Source organism: Pseudarthrobacter sp. MDT1-56, assembly GCF_059383555.1.
This window is the reverse complement of the sequence record NZ_JBWZCK010000002.1, coordinates 125,944-142,713: the sequence shown is the minus strand read 5'-3', so window position 1 is coordinate 142,713 and position 16,770 is coordinate 125,944. Positions and strand designations below refer to the sequence as shown.

The window sequence follows — 16,770 nt, the reverse complement described above, 5'->3', positions numbered from 1 at the left end:
GAGGGGTCCACGCGCAGCGTACAGGCGTGTCCTCGCCCCCGTTGGTAGCCACGAACCATCATACCGTGCAGGCACAGCGCGGCGGGCCTTCGGAAAGCTGCCGCAGACTCCGTGCTTCGAACAGATTAACGCGGGCTCACAGCCGCCGCGGGCGGCGGTGATTCATATAAGCGACAAATCCGGTCCATTTGGTGAGATATACCGCACCCGCCAAGTCGAATAGGGCTAAGCTGTCTGCAGATCAGCGCGCACAGGAACGGCCAAAAGGCCTTTCCTCTTGCCGGAAGCACTTGCCTGCAGTTTCGCAGGCAGCTGCCGGCATAGGTGGCTGAATGATAGATCAACGTTTCGATGGTGAACGGCTGGTACGTACCGCAGCGGGCACCGAGCTGTGCCCCCGACGGGACTGACCATACCACCCGCCATCAGCACAGAGAGGGGCCCGGTTTTCGTGCCACATTTGGAAGAGCAAGAACTGTCATGGACCAGCTTGGACCAGCGCGCCGTGGACACCATCCGTGTCCTCGCCGCCGATGCGGTGGAGAAGGTCGGCAACGGCCACCCCGGCACCGCGATGAGCCTGGCTCCGGCCGCCTACCTTCTCTTCCAGAAGCTGATGCGGCACGACCCGAAGAACCCGGACTGGCTGGGACGCGACCGTTTTGTCCTCTCCCCCGGCCACACCTCCCTGACGCTGTACATCCAGCTCTTCCTCTCCGGCTACGGCCTGGAACTGAAGGACCTTGAGGCGCTGCGCACCTGGGGCTCGCTGACCCCCGGACACCCGGAATACAAGCACACCGCCGGCGTGGAGATCACCACCGGCCCGCTGGGCCAGGGCCTCGCCTCCGCCGTCGGCTTCGCCTACTCCCAGCGCCGCATGCGCGGACTGTTCGACGCCGACGCCGCCGAAGGCACCAGCCCGTTCGACCACACCATCTGGGTCATCGCTTCCGACGGCGACCTCCAGGAAGGCGTCACGTCCGAGGCGTCCTCGCTCGCCGGACACCAGGAGCTGGGCAACCTCGTGGTGATCTACGACGAGAACCACATCTCGATCGAGGACGACACCGACATCGCCTTCACCGAGGACGTCCTGAAGCGCTACGAAGCCTACGGCTGGCACACCCAGCGCGTCGACTGGACCCGGACCGGTGAATACAAGGAGGACGTGGCCGAACTCCACGCCGCCCTCCTCGCCGCCAAGGCCGAGACGGACAAGCCGTCCATCATCTCGCTGCGCACCATCATCGGCTACCCGGCCCCGAAGAAGCAGAACACCGGCAAGATCCACGGCTCCGCCCTCGGTGCCGAGGAAGTCGCCGCCCTGAAGAACGTCCTCGGCTTCGACCCGGAGCGCACCTTCCAGGTCGACGACGACGTCCTGGCCCACGCCCGCAAGGCCGTGGACCGCGGCGCGGCCGCCCGCAGCGAATGGCAGGCAGCCTTCGAGGCCTGGCAGTCCGGCAACCCCGACGCCGCTGCACTGCTCGAACGCGTCGAGGCACGCAAGCTCCCGGCCGAGCTCGACTCCGCCCTCCCGGTCTTCGAAGCCGGCAAGGACGTTTCGACCCGCGCCGCGTCCGGCAAGGTCCTGAACGCGATCGGCCCGGTCATGCCTGAGCTGTGGGGCGGCTCGGCCGACCTCGCCGAGTCCAACAACACCACGATCGAGGGTTCGCCGTCGTTCATCCCGTCCTCCCGCTCCACGGACGCCTGGAAGGGCAACCCCTACGGCAGGGTGCTGCACTTCGGCATCCGCGAGCACGCCGCCGCGTCGATCGTCAACGGCATCGCCCTGCACGGCCGCACCCGCGCGTTCTCCGGCACCTTCCTGATCTTCAGCGACTACCAGCGCCCGGCGATCCGGCTCGGTGCCCTCATGGGCGTCCCGTCGCTGTATGTCTGGACTCACGACTCGATCGGCCTCGGCGAAGACGGACCGACCCACCAGCCGGTGGAGCAGCTCGCCTCCCTCCGGGCCATCCCGGGCCTGGACGTCGTCCGCCCCGGCGACGCGAACGAGGTCGCAGCGGCCTGGAAGGTGATGCTCGAGAACCACGGGAACCCTGCCGGCATCGTGCTGACCCGCCAGAACATTCCCACCTACGCCCGCGGAACGTCCGACGCCGACGGCGACACCTTCGGTTCCACCGCCGGCGTCGCCAAGGGCGGCTACGTCCTGGCGGAAGCATCCGCCAACGGCCGGACCGCCGAGGCGCAGGTCATCCTGATCGGCACCGGCTCGGAAGTCCAGCTGGCCGTGCACGCCCGTGAAGCGCTCCAGGCCGAAGGCATCCCCACCCGTGTGGTGTCGATGCCGTGCGTGGAGTGGTTCAACAAGCAGGACGCCGCCTACCGCGAAGCGGTGCTCCCGGATGCAGTCAAGGCACGGGTCTCCGTCGAAGCCGGGCTCGCCCTGGGCTGGAAGGAATTCGTCGGCGACGCCGGCCGTTCCATCAGCCTCGAGCACTTCGGTGCCTCGGCGGACTACAAGCGCCTGTTCCAGGAATTCGGCATCACCGCGGAGGCCGTTGCCGCCGCAGCCAAGGAATCCCTCGCGGGCCTTCCGGCCTGATCCACAACTTCACGCTTTCCGGGCCGCCGCCCCACTGACGGCGGCGGCCCCAGACTTCAGGAGTTACACATGAACACCACCCCCAGCACCACCCCCACGCAGCAGCTGTCCGACGCCGGCGTCTCCATCTGGCTCGATGACCTCTCCCGCGGCCGCCTCGCCACCGGCACGCTGCGCAAGCTGATCGAAGAGAAGAACGTCGTCGGTGTCACCACGAACCCGTCGATCTTCCACGCGGCCATCACCACCGGCCACGACTACGACGACATCGTCGCTGCCAAGGCCGCCTCCGGCGCCAGCGTCGAAGAGACCGTCTTCGCGATCACCACGTCCGACGTCGCCGACGCCTGCGACCTCTTCGCCCCGGTCGCCGCGGCCACCAAGGGCGTCGACGGCCGCGTCTCGATCGAGGTTGACCCGCGCCTGGCCTGGGACACCGCCGGCACGATCACCGAGGCCAAGGAACTCTACGCCCAGGTCAACAAGGACAACGTCCTGATCAAGATCCCGGCGACCCTCGAGGGCCTGGAAGCCATCACCGCCACCCTCGCCGCCGGCATCAGCGTCAACGTCACGCTGATCTTCTCGCTGGAGCGCTACCGCGCCGTCATCAACGCCTTCCAGTCCGGCCTGGAGCAGGCCAGGGACAACGGCCACGACCTCTCCAAAATCCACTCGGTGGCGTCCTTCTTCGTCTCCCGCGTCGACTCTGAAATCGACAAGCGCCTCGACGCGATCGGCACCGACGAGGCCCGCGCCCTCAAGGGCAAGGCCGGCCTGGCGAACGCCCGCCTCGCCTACCAGGTCTACGAGGAGCTCTTCTCCACCGAACGCTGGGCCGTCCTGGCCGACGCCGGAGCCCGCCCGCAGCGCCCGCTGTGGGCCTCCACCGGCGTCAAGGACCCGGCCTACCCGGACACCCTCTACGTCACCGAACTCGTCGCTCCCGGCGTCGTGAACACCATGCCGGAAAAGACCCTCGACGCCACGTTCGACCACGGCACCGTCACGGGCAACACGATCAGCCGCGGCTATGACGACGCCAACGGCACCCTGAACGCCCTCGATGCCCTCGGCATTTCCTACAACGAGGTCGTCGCCGTGCTCGAGTCCGAAGGCCTCGACAAGTTCGTGGCCAGCTGGAAGGAACTCCTCGCCGACGTCGAGGGCGCCCTCGCCGCTGCACGGAAGGACGCATAGTCCCATGACCACTCTCAGCTACGACGCCACGGGCGCCGCCCGCCTGGCCCACGAACAGCACCTGCCCGCCCTGCTGGAAGACAAAGTCGCCACCCGGATCTTCGCCAAGGACCCCACCCTGTGGGGTCCCGACGCCGAGGCCGAGGCGTCCGTCCGGCTCGGCTGGGTGGAGGCGGCCACCGTCTCCCAGGCGCTGGTAGCGGACATCCTGGCCCTCCGTGACGTCCTGCGCGCCGAGGGCGTCAGCCGGATTGTCCTCTGTGGCATGGGCGGCTCCTCGCTGGCCCCCGAGGTCATCGCCGGAACCGCAGGCGTCGAGCTGACCGTGCTGGACAGCACCGATCCGGAACAGGTCGCCGCCGCACTCGCGGACCGACTGGCCGAAACCGCGATTGTGGTGTCCTCCAAGTCCGGCTCCACCCTGGAGACGGATTCCCAGCGCCGGATCTTTGAGCACGCCTTCACCGGGGCCGGACTCGACGCGAAGAGCCGGATCATCATCGTCACCGATCCGGGCTCGCCGCTGGACAAGGCCTCGCGCGAGGCCGGCTACCGCGCCGTCTTCAACGCAGACCCGACCGTCGGCGGCCGCTACTCGGCGCTCACCGCGTTCGGGATGGTGCCGTGCGGACTGGCGGGCGTTGACATCCAGGCCTTCCTGGACGAGGCGGAGGAAGCCGCCGAGGTGCTCAACGAGGACGGCGAGGAGAACATCGGGCTCGCCCTCGGGGCGGCGCTGGGCGGCACCAACCCGCTGCGCGACAAGATCGTCATCGCCGAGGACGGCTCCGGGATCAAGGGCTTCGCGGACTGGGCCGAACAGCTCATCGCCGAATCCACCGGCAAGCTCGGCACCGGCGTGCTGCCGGTCGTCGCCGGACCGTCCTCCCCGGAGGCCACCCTCGGCGCCCCCGACGTCCTGGTGGTGCGCCTCGTCGCGGCGGACGCCGACGTCGAACTCGGCGGGAACGAAGTCGCGATCGCCGGCGGCCTGCCCACCCAGATGATGACGTGGGAGTTCGCCACCGCAGTCGCCGGGCGCCTGCTCGGGATCAACCCCTATGACCAGCCCGACGTGGAGGCCGCCAAGGTCGCCGCCCGCGGCCTGCTGGACGCACAGCCGGAACCGACCCCGGCTGCCTTCACCGACGGCGCCATAGAGGTCCGCGGCGGGGACTGGCTCGGCGCCGCAAGCACCGCAGCAGAGGCCGTCAGCGCCCTGCTCGGCGAGCTCGGCCCGGACAGCTACCTGAGTGTCCAGGCGTACTTCGACCGGCTCGCCTACGCGCCCCTCGAGGGGGTCCGGGACCAGCTGGCAGCCGTCAGCGGCCGTCCCGTGACCTTCGGCTGGGGTCCGCGGTTCCTGCACTCCACCGGGCAGTTCCACAAGGGCGGACCCGCGATCGGCGTCTTCCTGCAGGTGACGGCCGCCTCCGCCACCGACCTGGCCATCCCGGACCGTCCCTTCACCTTCGGTGAGCTGATCTCGGCGCAGGCCGCCGGCGACGCGCAGGTACTGTCCGAACACGGCCGCCCGGTCCTCCGCCTGCACCTCACGGACCGCGCCGCCGGCGTCCGCCAGCTGCAGGAGATTGTCTCCACGCTGGCCGGCCAGGCAGTCCCCACCACCGAAAGCTAAGGCACCCACGCAACCATGCCAGACAAACACAATGGCGGCCGCGGTTCCGCGACGCGTTCGGGACGGTCGGTCCGCAACCCGCTCCGGGACCCGCGGGACCGCCGCCTGAACCGTATTGCCGGACCGTCGTCGCTGGTCCTGTTCGGGGTCACGGGGGACCTTGCACGCAAGAAGCTCATGCCGGCCGTCTACGACCTGGCCAACCGCGGGCTGCTTCCGCCGAGCTTCGCCCTGGTGGGCTTCGCGCGGCGGAACTGGGAAAACGAGGACTTCGCCGCCGAGGTGAAGGAAGCCGTCAAGGCCTACGCCCGCACCCCGTTCGATGAAACGGTGTGGACGCAGCTCTCCAAAGGCATCCGCTTCGTGCAGGGCGAGTTCGACGACGACGATGCCTTCAAACGGCTGTCCGAAACCATCGATGAACTCGATGAGCAGCGGGGAACGCGCGGCAACCACGCGTTCTACCTCTCCATCCCGCCGAACGCCTTCGAGCTGGTCTGCCGGCAGCTGTCCAAGCACGGGCTGGCCCAGGCCGAGGGTGACAAGTGGCGGCGCGTCGTGATCGAAAAGCCGTTCGGCCACGACCTCGAGTCCGCGCGCCAGCTCAACGACATTGTCGAGTCCGTCTTCCCGCAGGACGCGGTCTTCCGGATCGACCACTACCTGGGCAAGGAGACGGTGCAGAACATCCTGGCGCTGCGCTTCGCCAACCAGCTCTTCGAGCCGTTGTGGAACGCGAACTATGTGGACCACGTCCAGATCACCATGGCCGAGGACATCGGCACCGGCGGCCGGGCGGGCTATTACGACGGCGTCGGCGCGGCCCGCGACGTCATCCAGAACCACCTGCTGCAGCTCCTGGCGCTGACGGCGATGGAAGAACCGATTTCCTTCAACGCCGACGACCTTCGCGCGGAGAAGGAAAAGGTCCTCGCCGCCGTCCGGCTCCCCGAGGATCTCTCCACCCACTCGGCACGCGGGCAGTTCACCGGCGGCTGGCAGGGCGGCGAAAAGGTGGTCGGTTACCTCGAGGAGGACGGCATCCCCGCCGACTCCAAAACGGAGACGTTCGCAGCGATCCGGGTCGACATCAACACCCGCCGCTGGTCCGGCGTACCGTTCTACCTGCGCGCCGGCAAGCGGCTGGGCCGCCGGGTGACCGAGATCGCCGTGGTGCTCAAGCGCGCCCCGAACCTGCTCTTCACCGACCACGGCGAGGATGACTTCGGCCAGAACGCCGTGGTGATCCGGGTCCAGCCCGACGAGGGTGCCACCATCCGCTTCGGGTCCAAGGTCCCGGGCACGCAGATGGAAGTCCGCGACGTCACCATGGACTTCGGCTACGGCCACTCCTTCACGGAGTCCAGCCCGGAGGCCTACGAACGTCTGATCCTCGATGTGCTGCTCGGCGAGCCGCCGCTGTTCCCGCGGCACGCGGAAGTCGAACTGTCCTGGAAGATCCTCGACCCGTTCGAGGACTACTGGGCGTCCCTGGACGACCAGCCCGAACCCTACGCCCCCGGAAGCTGGGGACCTCCCTCCGCCGACGAGCTCCTTGCCCGTGACGGACGAACCTGGAGAAGGCCATGATCGTAGATCTTCCCGACACCACCACCTCCAAAATTTCCAAGAAGATCATGGCGTTGCGCGAGCAGGGCGGCGTGATTGCCCTGGGCCGGGTGCTGACGCTCGTGGTCGTCACCAAGTCCGGGCTGGAAGAGGAGGCCATCGAGGCGGCCAACGAGGCCAGCCGGGAGCACCCCTGCCGGATCATCGTCCTCGCCGACGCCGGCGCCAAGGCCCCGACCAGGCTTGATGCGCAGATCCGGGTGGGCGGCGACGCCGGAGCCTCCGAGGTCATCCTACTCCGCGGCTACGGCGAGCTCGCGGAGGAAAGCGAGTCACTCGTCGCGGCCCTGCTGCTGCCGGATGCGCCGATCGTGGCCTGGTGGCCGCACGGCGCACCGAAGAACGCCTGCGAGACTTCCATCGGCCGGATCGCGCACCGCCGGATCACGGACTCGGCCAACGAGAACGATCCGCAGCGCGCCCTGGAGAACATCCGCCGCACCTACAAGGCCGGCGACACGGACCTGGCCTGGACCCGCCTGACCAACTGGCGGATCCAGCTCGCCGCGGTCCTGGACCAGGTGGACGGCTCCCCGGTGACGGCGGTCGCCGTCGAAGGCGCTTCCGACTCCCCCAGCACGATCCTGCTGGCTGCCTGGCTCACTCTGGCCCTGGACGCTCCGGTCACGATTGTCGCGGACCCCGCCGGGACCGGGATCCGGCGGGTGCGGCTCACCCGCACCGCAGGCGACGTGCAGCTGTTCCGGCCGGGCCTCACCGTAGCGGAACTGAGCCAGCCCGGGCAGCCGGTGCAGCGCATCTCGCTGCCGCGCCGCAGCCTGAAGGACTGCCTGGCCGAGGAACTGCGCCGCCTCGATCCGGACGAAGTGTTCGGCGAAGTGATTACTATTGGACTGCCACGTACCAATCTAAGGAGTGTCCGTCCCAGTGAGCGCTGACCCCAGAGTAAGCATCCATCCCGACTCGTCCGTCCTGATGGCAGCCATCGCGGCCCGCCTGATCACCAAGCTGGTGGACATCCAGGACAAACACGGCGAGGCGACGGTGGTGCTTACCGGCGGATCGATGGGCATCGGCTCGCTCAAGGCCGTGGCCGAGTCGCCGGCGTCTCCCGCCGTCGACTGGTCCAAAGTCAATTTCTGGTGGGGCGATGAGCGCTTCGTAGCAGCCGACGATCCCGAACGGAACGCCCTGCAGGCCCACGAGGCGCTGCTCTCGCGCATCGACGCGGATCCGGCGCGGATCCACGTGCCCGCTTCCACCGGCGACTTCGACACACCCGAGGAGGCGGCCGCGGACTACGCCCGCCAGCTCAGCGAGGCGGCAGCCGCCGAACACGCCGCCGACATGTCCGATGACCGGCCGGAGCACCCGTCAGCGCTCCCCCGGTTCGACATCGTTCTCCTCGGGGTGGGGCCGGACGCGCACGTCGCGTCGCTCTTCCCGGAACAGGCGGGCATCCGGGAGAAGGAACTTACCGTAGTGGGGGTCCGCAACTCACCCAAGCCGCCGCCGCTGCGGGTTTCCCTGACGCTGCCCGCCATCAACACGGCCTCGGAAATCTGGATGGTCGTCGCCGGCGAGGACAAGGCCGGGGCCGTGGGGCTGGCCCTGGCAGGCGCCAACCCGGTACAGGTGCCGGCGGCCGGCCCGCGGGGCCGGAGCGAGACCATCTGGCTCATCGACGAAAACGCGGCCGCCCGGGTTCCGCAACAACTGGTCCGTAAGAGCTAGCCCGGCGGGGCTGCTCCTCCGGGTTATCCCTCCGGGAGGTCCCGGCGGGCCCGCAGTCTCTCGAGCGCTCCGGCCAGCACGTCCTCGGCGTCCTGGCTGGAGCGCCGCTCTTTAACGTATTCCAGGTGGCTCTTGAAGCCTTCCACCGGAACTTCCTCGAGCGCAAACTGCGCCTCGTCCCGGGTGGCTGTTCCGCCGCAGTGGCGGCAGTCCCAGACGCCGGGGATCTGGTCCTCGGGCAGCTGGGCGAAGACCAGCGGGGTCTCGTGGCCTTTGGCGCACCGGTAGGTGACGCGGATGCGGGGTGTCCGGGCGGCGGCGCCGTCGAGCGGTTCGTGGCGGGGTGAGGCCCCTTCGGTGGCTCCTACGCGGATACCCCGGAATCCGGAGGCGGAATGCAGCATCGGGAACTCCTGGCTACTTGGGGACGGAAAGCGCGTGCAGTCAGCCAAAGTGTAGTTCGGAGTTCCCGATGCCGGGAGGGCCACAAGGACCCCATATGAAGTTATTAGGAAAGTTCCTAGGAGTCGCCGCCGCTGAACCGCATGATCAGGCCGAGGCCGATGATCACGAGGCCCCACGTGACTCCCAGGATGACCGTGAAGCGGTTCAGGTTCCGCTCTGCCACTCCGGAGGAGCTGAGGCCGGAGCTCATGCCGCCGCCGAACATGTCGGACAGACCGCCACCACGACCCTTGTGGAGCAGGATGAGCAAGGTCAGCAGGAGGCTGGTGATACCCAGGAGGACCTGCAGAATGACATGAAGAACGTCCACGACGGCCTTTCAGAAGATTTGGATTGCGGGGGCCACGACGGTGTCCGGACTAATCCGTCAGCAGGTGACTCTCGAACCTGACAATATTAGCAAACTCGGCGGCGTCCAGGCTGGCACCACCGACCAGCAATCCGTCCACGTCGCGTTCCTTCAGGATCGAGGCGGCGTTGTTGGCCTTGACCGAGCCGCCGTAGAGGAGCCGGGTCTTGGCGGCGACATCTGCGCCGAAGAGGGTGGAGAGCTCGGCGCGGAGGGCGGCGCACATTTCCTGTGCGTCGTCCGGCCCGGCAACTTCACCGGTGCCGATGGCCCAGACCGGCTCGTAGGCGACGACGAGTTCGGCAGCCTGCTCGGGGGTGAGGCCCTCGACGCCGGCGCGGAGCTGCGCGAGCGTGTGGTCGACGTGCGTTCCCGCCTGCCGGATCTCCAGGCCTTCACCGACGCAGAGCACCGGGGTGATGCCGTGCCGGAAGGCCGCCTTGGTCTTGGCGTTCAGCACCTCGTCGGACTCGTGGTGGATGGTCCGGCGTTCGCTGTGGCCGACGAGGACGTAGCCGCAGCCGAGCTTGGCGAGGAACTGCCCCGAGATGTCGCCCGTGTAGGCGCCGGAGTCGAACGGGGAAAGATCCTGGCCGCCGTAGACGATCTTGAGCTCGTCGCCCTGGACCAGGGTCTGGACGCCGCGGAGATCGGTGAACGGCGGGAAGACGGAGACCTCCACCCGGCTGTAGTCGTGCTTGGCGTCGGACAGGGTCCAGGCCAGCTTCTGCAGCAGGGTGATGCCCTGAACGTGGTCCATGTTCATCTTCCAGTTGCCCGCGATGAAGGGCGTGCGGTCGAAGGTGCCGTTGGTTGAAGTAGTCACGTGGTCTCCCAAAAGTTCGTAGCAGTGGAACAGCCGGCAGGGCGCCCGTCGTGGGATGGGCGCCCTGCCGGCTGGAGGGTCTAGCGGTCCAGGACGCTCAGGCCGGGGAGTTCCTTGCCTTCAAGGTACTCAAGGCTGGCGCCGCCGCCGGTGGAGATGTGCCCGAACTGGTCATCGGCGAATCCGAGGGTCCGGACCGCGGCGGCGGAATCGCCGCCACCGACCACGGTGAATGCCTCGGTCCCGGTCAGCGCCTGGGCGATGGCCCGGGTGCCCGCGGCGAAGGCCTCGAACTCGAACACGCCCATCGGGCCGTTCCAGAACACCGTTCTGGCGCCCTGGATCCGTTCGGCGAAGGCTGCCGCTGATTCCGGTCCGATGTCCAGGCCGATGCCCCGGGCGCCGAAGCTGCTGCCTTCAATCGCCTCGGCCCGCACCGTCTCGTGCTCGGCGTCGGCGGCGAACTTGCTGGCCACCACGACGTCGGTGGGAACCACGAACTCGGTGCCGGCGTCCGCGGCGCGCTTGAGGTATTCCTGCACGACCGGGATCTGGTCTTCTTCCAGCAGGCTGCCGGCGACCTTGTGGCCCGCGGCGGCGAGGAAGGTGAACAGCATGCCGCCGCCGACCAGGATGGTGTCTGCCTTGCCGATGAGGTTGTCGATCACCGCGAGCTTGTCCGAGACCTTGGAACCGCCCAGCACAACGACGTAGGGGCGCTGCGTGTCGGTGGTGAGCTTGCGCAGCACTTCGACCTCGGTGCGGACCAGGTCGCCCTGGTAGGACGGCAGGCGGGTGGCGACGTCGTACACGCTGGCATGCTTGCGGTGCACGGCACCGAAGGCATCGTCCACGAAGGCGCCGTTGGTACCGGTGAGGGCCACCAGCTCGTCCGCGAAGGCGCCGCGCTCCGCGTCGTCCTTCGACGTCTCGCGGGCGTCGAAGCGCACATTCTCGAGGATGAGGGCTTCACCGTCCTGCAGCGCCGCGGCGGCTGCCTTGGCGGAGTCCCCGACGGTGTCGTCCGCCAGCGAGACTGTGAAGGTGGCAAGTTCGGCGAGCCGCGCCGCGGCGGGCTTGAGCGAATACTTGTCCTCGGGCGCGCCCTTGGGGCGGCCAAGGTGTGCTGTGACCAGCACGCGGGCACCGGCGTCCGTGAGCTTCGCCAGCACTGGCAGGGAGGCCTTGATGCGGCCGTCGTCAGTCACTGTAGAGCCGTCGAGCGGCACGTTCAGGTCACTTCTGACCAGAACGTACCGCCCGCGGACACCATCAGCGATCAGTTCGTTGAGGGTGTGGAATGTCATGTGTCTTACCCTAGCCCAGCTTGGCTGCGACGAGCTCCGTGAGGTCGACGAGGCGGTTCGAGTAGCCCCATTCGTTGTCATACCAGGAAACAACCTTGACCTGGTTGCCGATCACCTTGGTGAGGCCGGAGTCGAAGATGGAGGACGCCGGGTCGCCGACGATGTCCGAGGAGACAATCGGTTCGTCGGTGTAGGTCAGCAGGCCCTTGAGTTCGGGCGTCTCGGAGGCGGCCTTGAGGGCCGCGTTGACTTCCTCGACGGTGGTTTCGCGGGAGACGACGACGGTCAGGTCCGTTGCGGAGCCGGTGGGGACGGGAACGCGGATGGCGTAGCCGTCGAGCTTGCCCTTGAGTTCCGGCAGGACCAGGCCGATTGCCTTGGCCGCACCCGTGGAGGTGGGGACCATGTTGATGGCGGCGGCGCGGGCGCGGCGGAGGTCCTTGTGCGGGCCGTCCTGCAGGTTCTGGTCGGCGGTGTAGGCGTGGATGGTGGTCATCAGGCCGCGCTCGATGCCAAAGGCGTCGTTGACGACCTTGGCCAGCGGGCCGAGGCAGTTGGTGGTGCAGGAGGCGTTGGAGATGATGTGGTGCGCGGCGGGGTCGTAGAGCCCGTCGTTGACGCCCATCACGATCGTGATGTCCTCGTCCGATGCGGGGGCGGAGATCAGGACCTTCTTGGCGCCGGCATCGATGTGCTTCTGCGCATCGGCGGCCTTGGTGAAGAAACCGGTGGATTCGATCACGATGTCAACGCCGAGCTCGCCCCAGGGCAGCTTGGCCGGATCGCGCTCCGCGAGGACCTTGACGGTCTTGCCGTCGACGACGATGTTGCCGTCCTTGACCTCGATCGTCTCCTGCAGGCGCCCGCCCACGGAATCGTACTTGAAGAGGTGGGCCAGTGCTTCCGGGCTGGTGAGGTCGTTCACTGCCACGATCTCGAGGTCTGCCCCCTGGGCAAGTGCAGCGCGGAAGTAGTTGCGGCCAATACGGCCGAAGCCGTTGATACCAATACGGGTGGTCACGTTTTCAGTCTCCTTGGTGCTCTAGCGAGCACGACTAGTTGAGAAGGCGCTCAAGCCAACTAACAGATCCCGCACGCCATTGGGCAGAGATGATTAACAGATCGGAGGGCGACCAGCCACATTGCTGAAGGCTAACCGCCTTCCGTGACCTATCTTACGTTTAACTTGGCCTGCCCCCGCAAGTGCGGGGGCAGACCGTCCACGATTTGAGCCAGACGGCACGAATTGTGAACTTTGTTACAGACGTGTGAACCGCATCACGCGGAGAAGGTCACGGCCGTGTTAGAGCGTGATGAGGCCGGTGGCGTTCTTGCGGGCGGCGTCGAAGCGCTTGGCGACGTCGGCCCAGTTAACGATGTTCCAGAACGCCTTGACGTAATCGGCCTTGACGTTGACGTAGTCCAGGTAGAAGGCGTGCTCCCACATGTCCAGCATCAACAGCGGGGTGGTGCCGAGTGCGACGTTGCCCTGCTGATCGTAGAGCTGTTCGATGACGAGGTTGCCGCCGATGGGCTCGTAGGCCAGGAAGCCCCAGCCGGATCCCTGCAGGCCCAGCGCCGCGGCGCTGAACTGGGCGCGGAACGCGTCGAAGGAGCCGAACGCGTCGTCGATGGCCGCTGCCAGCTCACCTTCGGGCTTGTCGCCGCCGTCCGGGGACAGGTTGTTCCAGAACACAGAGTGGTTGATGTGCCCGCCGGTGTGGAACGCGAGGTCCTTGGAGAGGCGGTTGATGTTGGCGAAGTCGCCCTTGTCGCGTGCCTCGGCCAGCTGGGCGAGGGCGTTGTTGGCACCGGCCACGTATGCGGCGTGGTGCTTGCTGTGGTGCAGCTCCATGATCCGCGCGGAAATGTGGGGCTCCAGCGCTGCGTAGTCGTAGCTGAGTTCGGGCAGAACGTACTCGGTCACAAAATCCTCCAATGTCGTGGACTGGTTGTCCGTTGGGTAACTCTCGGATTGTGCATCCGGATGGTGTGGCACCCGGAAGTCTCTGGATCGGAATCCAGTGGGCATAGCCTCCGGTCCCCCTGAGGTATTCCCGCCGGCCCGATCCGATTCTGCAGATGTTTCTTCTGGAGAGGCTACTCGTCCAGCATTTCCGGCGTCACATTGGCTTCCGTGCCGGGGATGCCGAGGTCCTGGGCGCGTTTGTCCGCCATGGCCAGCAGCCGGCGGATCCGCCCGGCGATGGCGTCCTTCGTCATGACAGGGTCCGCCAGCCGGCCGAGTTCGTCAAGGCTCGCTTGTTTGTGGGCCACGCGGAGTTCACCGGCGTACTTCAGGTGGTCCGGGACGTCGTCGCCAAGGATCTCCAGGGCACGGTCCACCCGGGCGCCGGCAGCGACCGCAGCCTGCGCCGATCGCCGCAGGTTGGCGTCGTCGAAATTGGCGAGCCGGTTGGCGGTGGCCCGGACTTCCTTGCGCATCCGCCGTTCCTCCCACACCATCAGCGCATCGTGCGCGCCCATCCGGGTCAGCAGCGCAGCGATCGTGTCGCCGTCGCGGATCACCACGCGGTCCACTCCCCTGACCTCGCGGGCCTTGGCCTGGATGCCGAGCCGGCGGGCCGCGCCGACGAGGGCCAGCGCCGACTCGGGGCCGGGGCAGGTGACCTCCATGGCGGAGGACCGGCCGGGCTCGGTGAGGGAACCGTGGGCAAGGAAGGCGCCGCGCCAGACGGCCTCGGCGTCGGCGGCGGAGCCGTTCACCACCACCGAGGGCAGGCCGCGGACCGGGCGGCCCCGGGCGTCCAGCAGGCCGGTCTGGCGGGCGAGGGCCTCGCCGTCGCGCACCACCCGGACGACGTAGCGGCTGCCGCGGCGCAGTCCGCCGCCGGACACGACGATGATTTCGCTCTGGTGCCCGTAAACCTCGGCGATGGCGGCGCGCAGCCGCCGCGCGGTCGAGGCGAGGTCGACTTCGGCCTCGATCACGATCCGGCCGGAGATGATGTGGAGTCCGCCGGCGAAGCGAAGCATGGCGGACACTTCAGCCTTGCGGACCGAGGACTTCTTGATGTCCAGCCGCGAAAGTTCTTCCTTGACTGATGCTGTCAGTGCCATGGCACCTTTCCTACCTGTTCCCGAAAATGTCGTGGTACGCCGTTGCCAGACGCAGCGGGTCGTGGATCGGCCGGCGGCTCGACGCACCCACTTTACCCAACACCACCTCAGCGCCGAGCATCCCGGCCGCCTGTTCGAAGTCGGCGCGGTCAGTCACGGAGGCCGGATCGGCCAGGACAACGTCGATCGTGAAGTCAGGCGCATACTCCCGGAGCACCCGCAAATGGTCGGCCGCGGACATGCCAAGGGTTTCCTTGGTGTCCGTGGCGAGATTCATGGTGAGGCAGCGGCGGGCGGCCGTGTTGCAGAGCGCCTCGCGCATTTCCGGCAGCAGCAGGTGCGGCAGCACGGAGGTGTACCAGGAGCCGGGGCCGAGGATGACCCAGTCCGCCAGTTCGATCGCGGTGAGCGCCTCGATGCAGGCGGGGGCGTTCTCGGGCAGCAGCCGGACGCGTTCCAGCGAGCCGGCGACGGCGCACTTCGCCTGTCCGGTCAGGGTCTGCAGCGCTTGGCTGCCGTCCGGGGCGGTGACCCGGACCTGGCCCTCGATGGTCAGCGGGACGCTGGACATCGGCAGGACCTCCCCGCGGGCGCCCAGCAGCGCGCCGGCCCATTTGAGGCCCGCCACGGTATCGCCCAGGAGCTCCCACAGGGTCACGATCAGCAGGTTGCCCATGGCGTGTTCGTCGAGGGAACCGCCGCGGCCCTTGCCGGGCGCGAAGCGGTGCTGCATGACGTCCCGCCAGGTGCGGCCCCAGTCGGTGTCGTCACAGAGCGCGGACAGCGCCATCCGGAGGTCTCCCGGCGGCAGGACGCCGTATTCTTCGCGCAGCCGTCCCGAGGACCCGCCGTCGTCAGCGACGGTGACGACGGCGGTCAGCTCGGACGTGAGCAGGCGCAGCGCGGACAGCGACGCTGCGAGGCCGTGGCCGCCGCCAAGCGCCACCACGGAAGGGCCTTTGTCCTGCTGGCTGGCGAAGGCGGCGCTGGCCGGCGGGACGAGCGGCAATGGCCCGGTGAGCAGCGCCATTACTCGCGGCCCAGGTCCCGGTGGGTGGTGGTCACGGTGACGCGCGGGTACTGCGCGAGCCGGCGGGACAGTTCGACGGCGACGGCCACGGAGCGGTGTTTGCCGCCGGTGCAGCCCACGGCGATGGTGGCGTAGTGCTTGTTCTCCCGGCGGTAGCCGTCGAGGACCGGTTCGAGGGCCAGCACATAGCGTTCCACGAAGCTGCTGACGCCCTGCGCCGCGAGCACGTAGTCGCTGACGTCCTGGTCCAGCCCGGTGTGCGGGCGGAGCGCCGGCACCCAGTGCGGGTTGGGGATGAAGCGGGCGTCGGCGACGAAGTTCGCGTCGACCGGAAGCCCGTATTTGAAGCCGAAGCTCATCACGTTGAGCCGGAGGGCGACGGGACCGGTTTCGCTGAACAGCTCGGTGATCGCGGTGGCGAGGCCGTGGACGTTCAGGGTGGAGGTGTCCAGCACGATGTCGGCGGAGGTGCGGAGTTCGTGCAGCAGTTCGCGTTCGGCGGCGATGCCGTCCAGGATCCTGCCGCCGCCCTGCAGCGGGTGGGGGCGCCGGCCCTGCTCGAAGCGGCGGACGAGGACGTCGTCGTTCGCGTCGAGGAACAGCACCCGGAAGCCGACGCCGCTGGCTTCCAGATTGCGCAGGGCGGTGCGGATGTCCGCGAACAGTTCTTTGCTGCGGACGTCCATCACGACCGCGAGCTTGGAAATGGAACCCGGTGCGTGGGACACGATTTCCGCGAGGGTGCCGAGCATCTGCGGGGGAAGGTTTTCCACGACGTACCAGCCGTGGTCCTCCAGCGCGTCGGATGCGGTGCTCCGGCCGGCTCCCGACATGCCCGTCACAACGAGCAGTTCGGCCTCGACGGGTTTGACAGGCGTCATGCCGTCCGGCTCCGTCCCGGGTCCTGCCGTCGACTCTGCCATCAGTGAAGCCCCGTTCTGCTGTGCTGTTGTTCTCGATCTGTGCCAGGT

General features: G+C 67.9%; 15 protein-coding genes. 6 read left to right on the top strand and 9 right to left on the bottom strand.

Going from position 1 to position 16,770, the window contains the following annotated elements; genetic code table 11:
• The first annotated feature begins 460 nt into the window (after positions 1-460).
• From tkt to pgl, 6 genes are all read left to right on the top strand, one after another.
• On the top strand, positions 461-2,578 hold the full coding sequence (gene tkt, locus AC50YC_RS03875; protein WP_494952284.1) for a transketolase: 2,118 nt from the start codon (positions 461-463) through the stop codon (positions 2,576-2,578).
• 69 nt (positions 2,579-2,647) lie between these two features.
• Complete coding sequence (tal, locus tag AC50YC_RS03870) at positions 2,648-3,778, top strand: transaldolase (RefSeq protein ID WP_494952283.1); 1,131 nt, start codon at positions 2,648-2,650, stop codon at positions 3,776-3,778.
• 4 nt (positions 3,779-3,782) lie between these two features.
• Entirely contained in the window at positions 3,783-5,417 is a 1,635-nt protein-coding gene (locus tag AC50YC_RS03865) for a phosphoglucose isomerase-related protein (protein ID WP_494952282.1), read from the top strand.
• 15 nt (positions 5,418-5,432) lie between these two features.
• Positions 5,433-7,007 (top strand): glucose-6-phosphate dehydrogenase, encoded by a 1,575-nt coding sequence (gene zwf, locus AC50YC_RS03860; protein ID WP_494952281.1) that lies wholly within the window; start codon positions 5,433-5,435, stop codon positions 7,005-7,007.
• Positions 7,004-7,945: a glucose-6-phosphate dehydrogenase assembly protein OpcA gene (locus AC50YC_RS03855; RefSeq protein WP_494952280.1), complete on the top strand. Its 942-nt coding sequence runs from the start codon at positions 7,004-7,006 to the stop codon at positions 7,943-7,945. Before zwf ends, AC50YC_RS03855 begins: the two co-directional genes overlap by 4 nt.
• A complete protein-coding gene (pgl, locus tag AC50YC_RS03850) occupies positions 7,935-8,741 on the top strand; it encodes a 6-phosphogluconolactonase (protein WP_494952279.1) in 807 nt (268 codons plus the stop codon). Before AC50YC_RS03855 ends, pgl begins: the two co-directional genes overlap by 11 nt.
• Before the next feature lie 23 nt (positions 8,742-8,764).
• Here pgl and AC50YC_RS03845 read toward each other — a convergent pair whose 3' ends face one another.
• From AC50YC_RS03845 to rapZ, 9 genes are all read right to left on the bottom strand, one after another.
• Complete coding sequence (locus tag AC50YC_RS03845; RefSeq protein WP_494952278.1) at positions 8,765-9,145, bottom strand: RNA polymerase-binding protein RbpA; 381 nt, start codon at positions 9,143-9,145, stop codon at positions 8,765-8,767.
• A 116-nt stretch (positions 9,146-9,261) separates the two neighbouring features.
• Positions 9,262-9,516 (bottom strand): preprotein translocase subunit SecG, encoded by a 255-nt coding sequence (gene secG / locus AC50YC_RS03840; protein WP_354170526.1) that lies wholly within the window; start codon positions 9,514-9,516, stop codon positions 9,262-9,264.
• Positions 9,517-9,565: 49 nt separating this feature from the next.
• The gene (gene tpiA, locus AC50YC_RS03835; protein ID WP_494952277.1) at positions 9,566-10,381 is read right to left on the bottom strand and encodes a triose-phosphate isomerase; all 816 of its coding nucleotides are present in this window, start codon (positions 10,379-10,381) and stop codon (positions 9,566-9,568) included.
• An 80-nt stretch (positions 10,382-10,461) separates the two neighbouring features.
• Positions 10,462-11,688, bottom strand: coding sequence for a phosphoglycerate kinase (locus tag AC50YC_RS03830; protein ID WP_494952276.1), 1,227 nt, complete (start codon positions 11,686-11,688; stop codon positions 10,462-10,464).
• Between the two features lie 10 nt (positions 11,689-11,698).
• Entirely contained in the window at positions 11,699-12,709 is a 1,011-nt protein-coding gene (gap, locus tag AC50YC_RS03825) for a type I glyceraldehyde-3-phosphate dehydrogenase (protein WP_354170520.1), read from the bottom strand.
• A 282-nt stretch (positions 12,710-12,991) separates the two neighbouring features.
• A complete protein-coding gene (locus tag AC50YC_RS03820; protein WP_282379198.1) occupies positions 12,992-13,615 on the bottom strand; it encodes a superoxide dismutase in 624 nt (207 codons plus the stop codon).
• 173 nt (positions 13,616-13,788) lie between these two features.
• Complete coding sequence (gene whiA / locus AC50YC_RS03815; RefSeq protein WP_066438143.1) at positions 13,789-14,769, bottom strand: DNA-binding protein WhiA; 981 nt, start codon at positions 14,767-14,769, stop codon at positions 13,789-13,791.
• Positions 14,770-14,779: 10 nt separating this feature from the next.
• Positions 14,780-15,799, bottom strand: coding sequence for a gluconeogenesis factor YvcK family protein (locus tag AC50YC_RS03810; protein ID WP_494952275.1), 1,020 nt, complete (start codon positions 15,797-15,799; stop codon positions 14,780-14,782).
• Complete coding sequence (gene rapZ / locus AC50YC_RS03805) at positions 15,799-16,722, bottom strand: RNase adapter RapZ (protein WP_494952274.1); 924 nt, start codon at positions 16,720-16,722, stop codon at positions 15,799-15,801. The genes AC50YC_RS03810 and rapZ overlap by 1 nt, the downstream gene beginning before the upstream one ends.
• Positions 16,723-16,770 lie beyond the last annotated feature (48 nt).

What these genes read in the sequence shown, in the direction of transcription:
- tal (WP_494952283.1), top strand. Translation starts at nt 2,648, where the DNA reads ATGAACACCACCCCCAGCACCACCCCCACGCAGCAGCTGTCCGACGCC.
- AC50YC_RS03865 (WP_494952282.1), top strand. Translation starts at nt 3,783, where the DNA reads ATGACCACTCTCAGCTACGACGCCACGGGCGCCGCCCGCCTGGCCCAC.
- zwf (WP_494952281.1), top strand. Translation starts at nt 5,433, where the DNA reads ATGCCAGACAAACACAATGGCGGCCGCGGTTCCGCGACGCGTTCGGGA.
- AC50YC_RS03855 (WP_494952280.1), top strand. Translation starts at nt 7,004, where the DNA reads ATGATCGTAGATCTTCCCGACACCACCACCTCCAAAATTTCCAAGAAG.
- AC50YC_RS03845 (WP_494952278.1), bottom strand. Translation starts at nt 9,145, where the DNA reads ATGCTGCATTCCGCCTCCGGATTCCGGGGTATCCGCGTAGGAGCCACC.
- AC50YC_RS03830 (WP_494952276.1), bottom strand. Translation starts at nt 11,688, where the DNA reads ATGACATTCCACACCCTCAACGAACTGATCGCTGATGGTGTCCGCGGG.
- whiA (WP_066438143.1), bottom strand. Translation starts at nt 14,769, where the DNA reads ATGGCACTGACAGCATCAGTCAAGGAAGAACTTTCGCGGCTGGACATC.
- AC50YC_RS03810 (WP_494952275.1), bottom strand. Translation starts at nt 15,799, where the DNA reads ATGGCGCTGCTCACCGGGCCATTGCCGCTCGTCCCGCCGGCCAGCGCC.
- rapZ (WP_494952274.1), bottom strand. Translation starts at nt 16,722, where the DNA reads ATGGCAGAGTCGACGGCAGGACCCGGGACGGAGCCGGACGGCATGACG.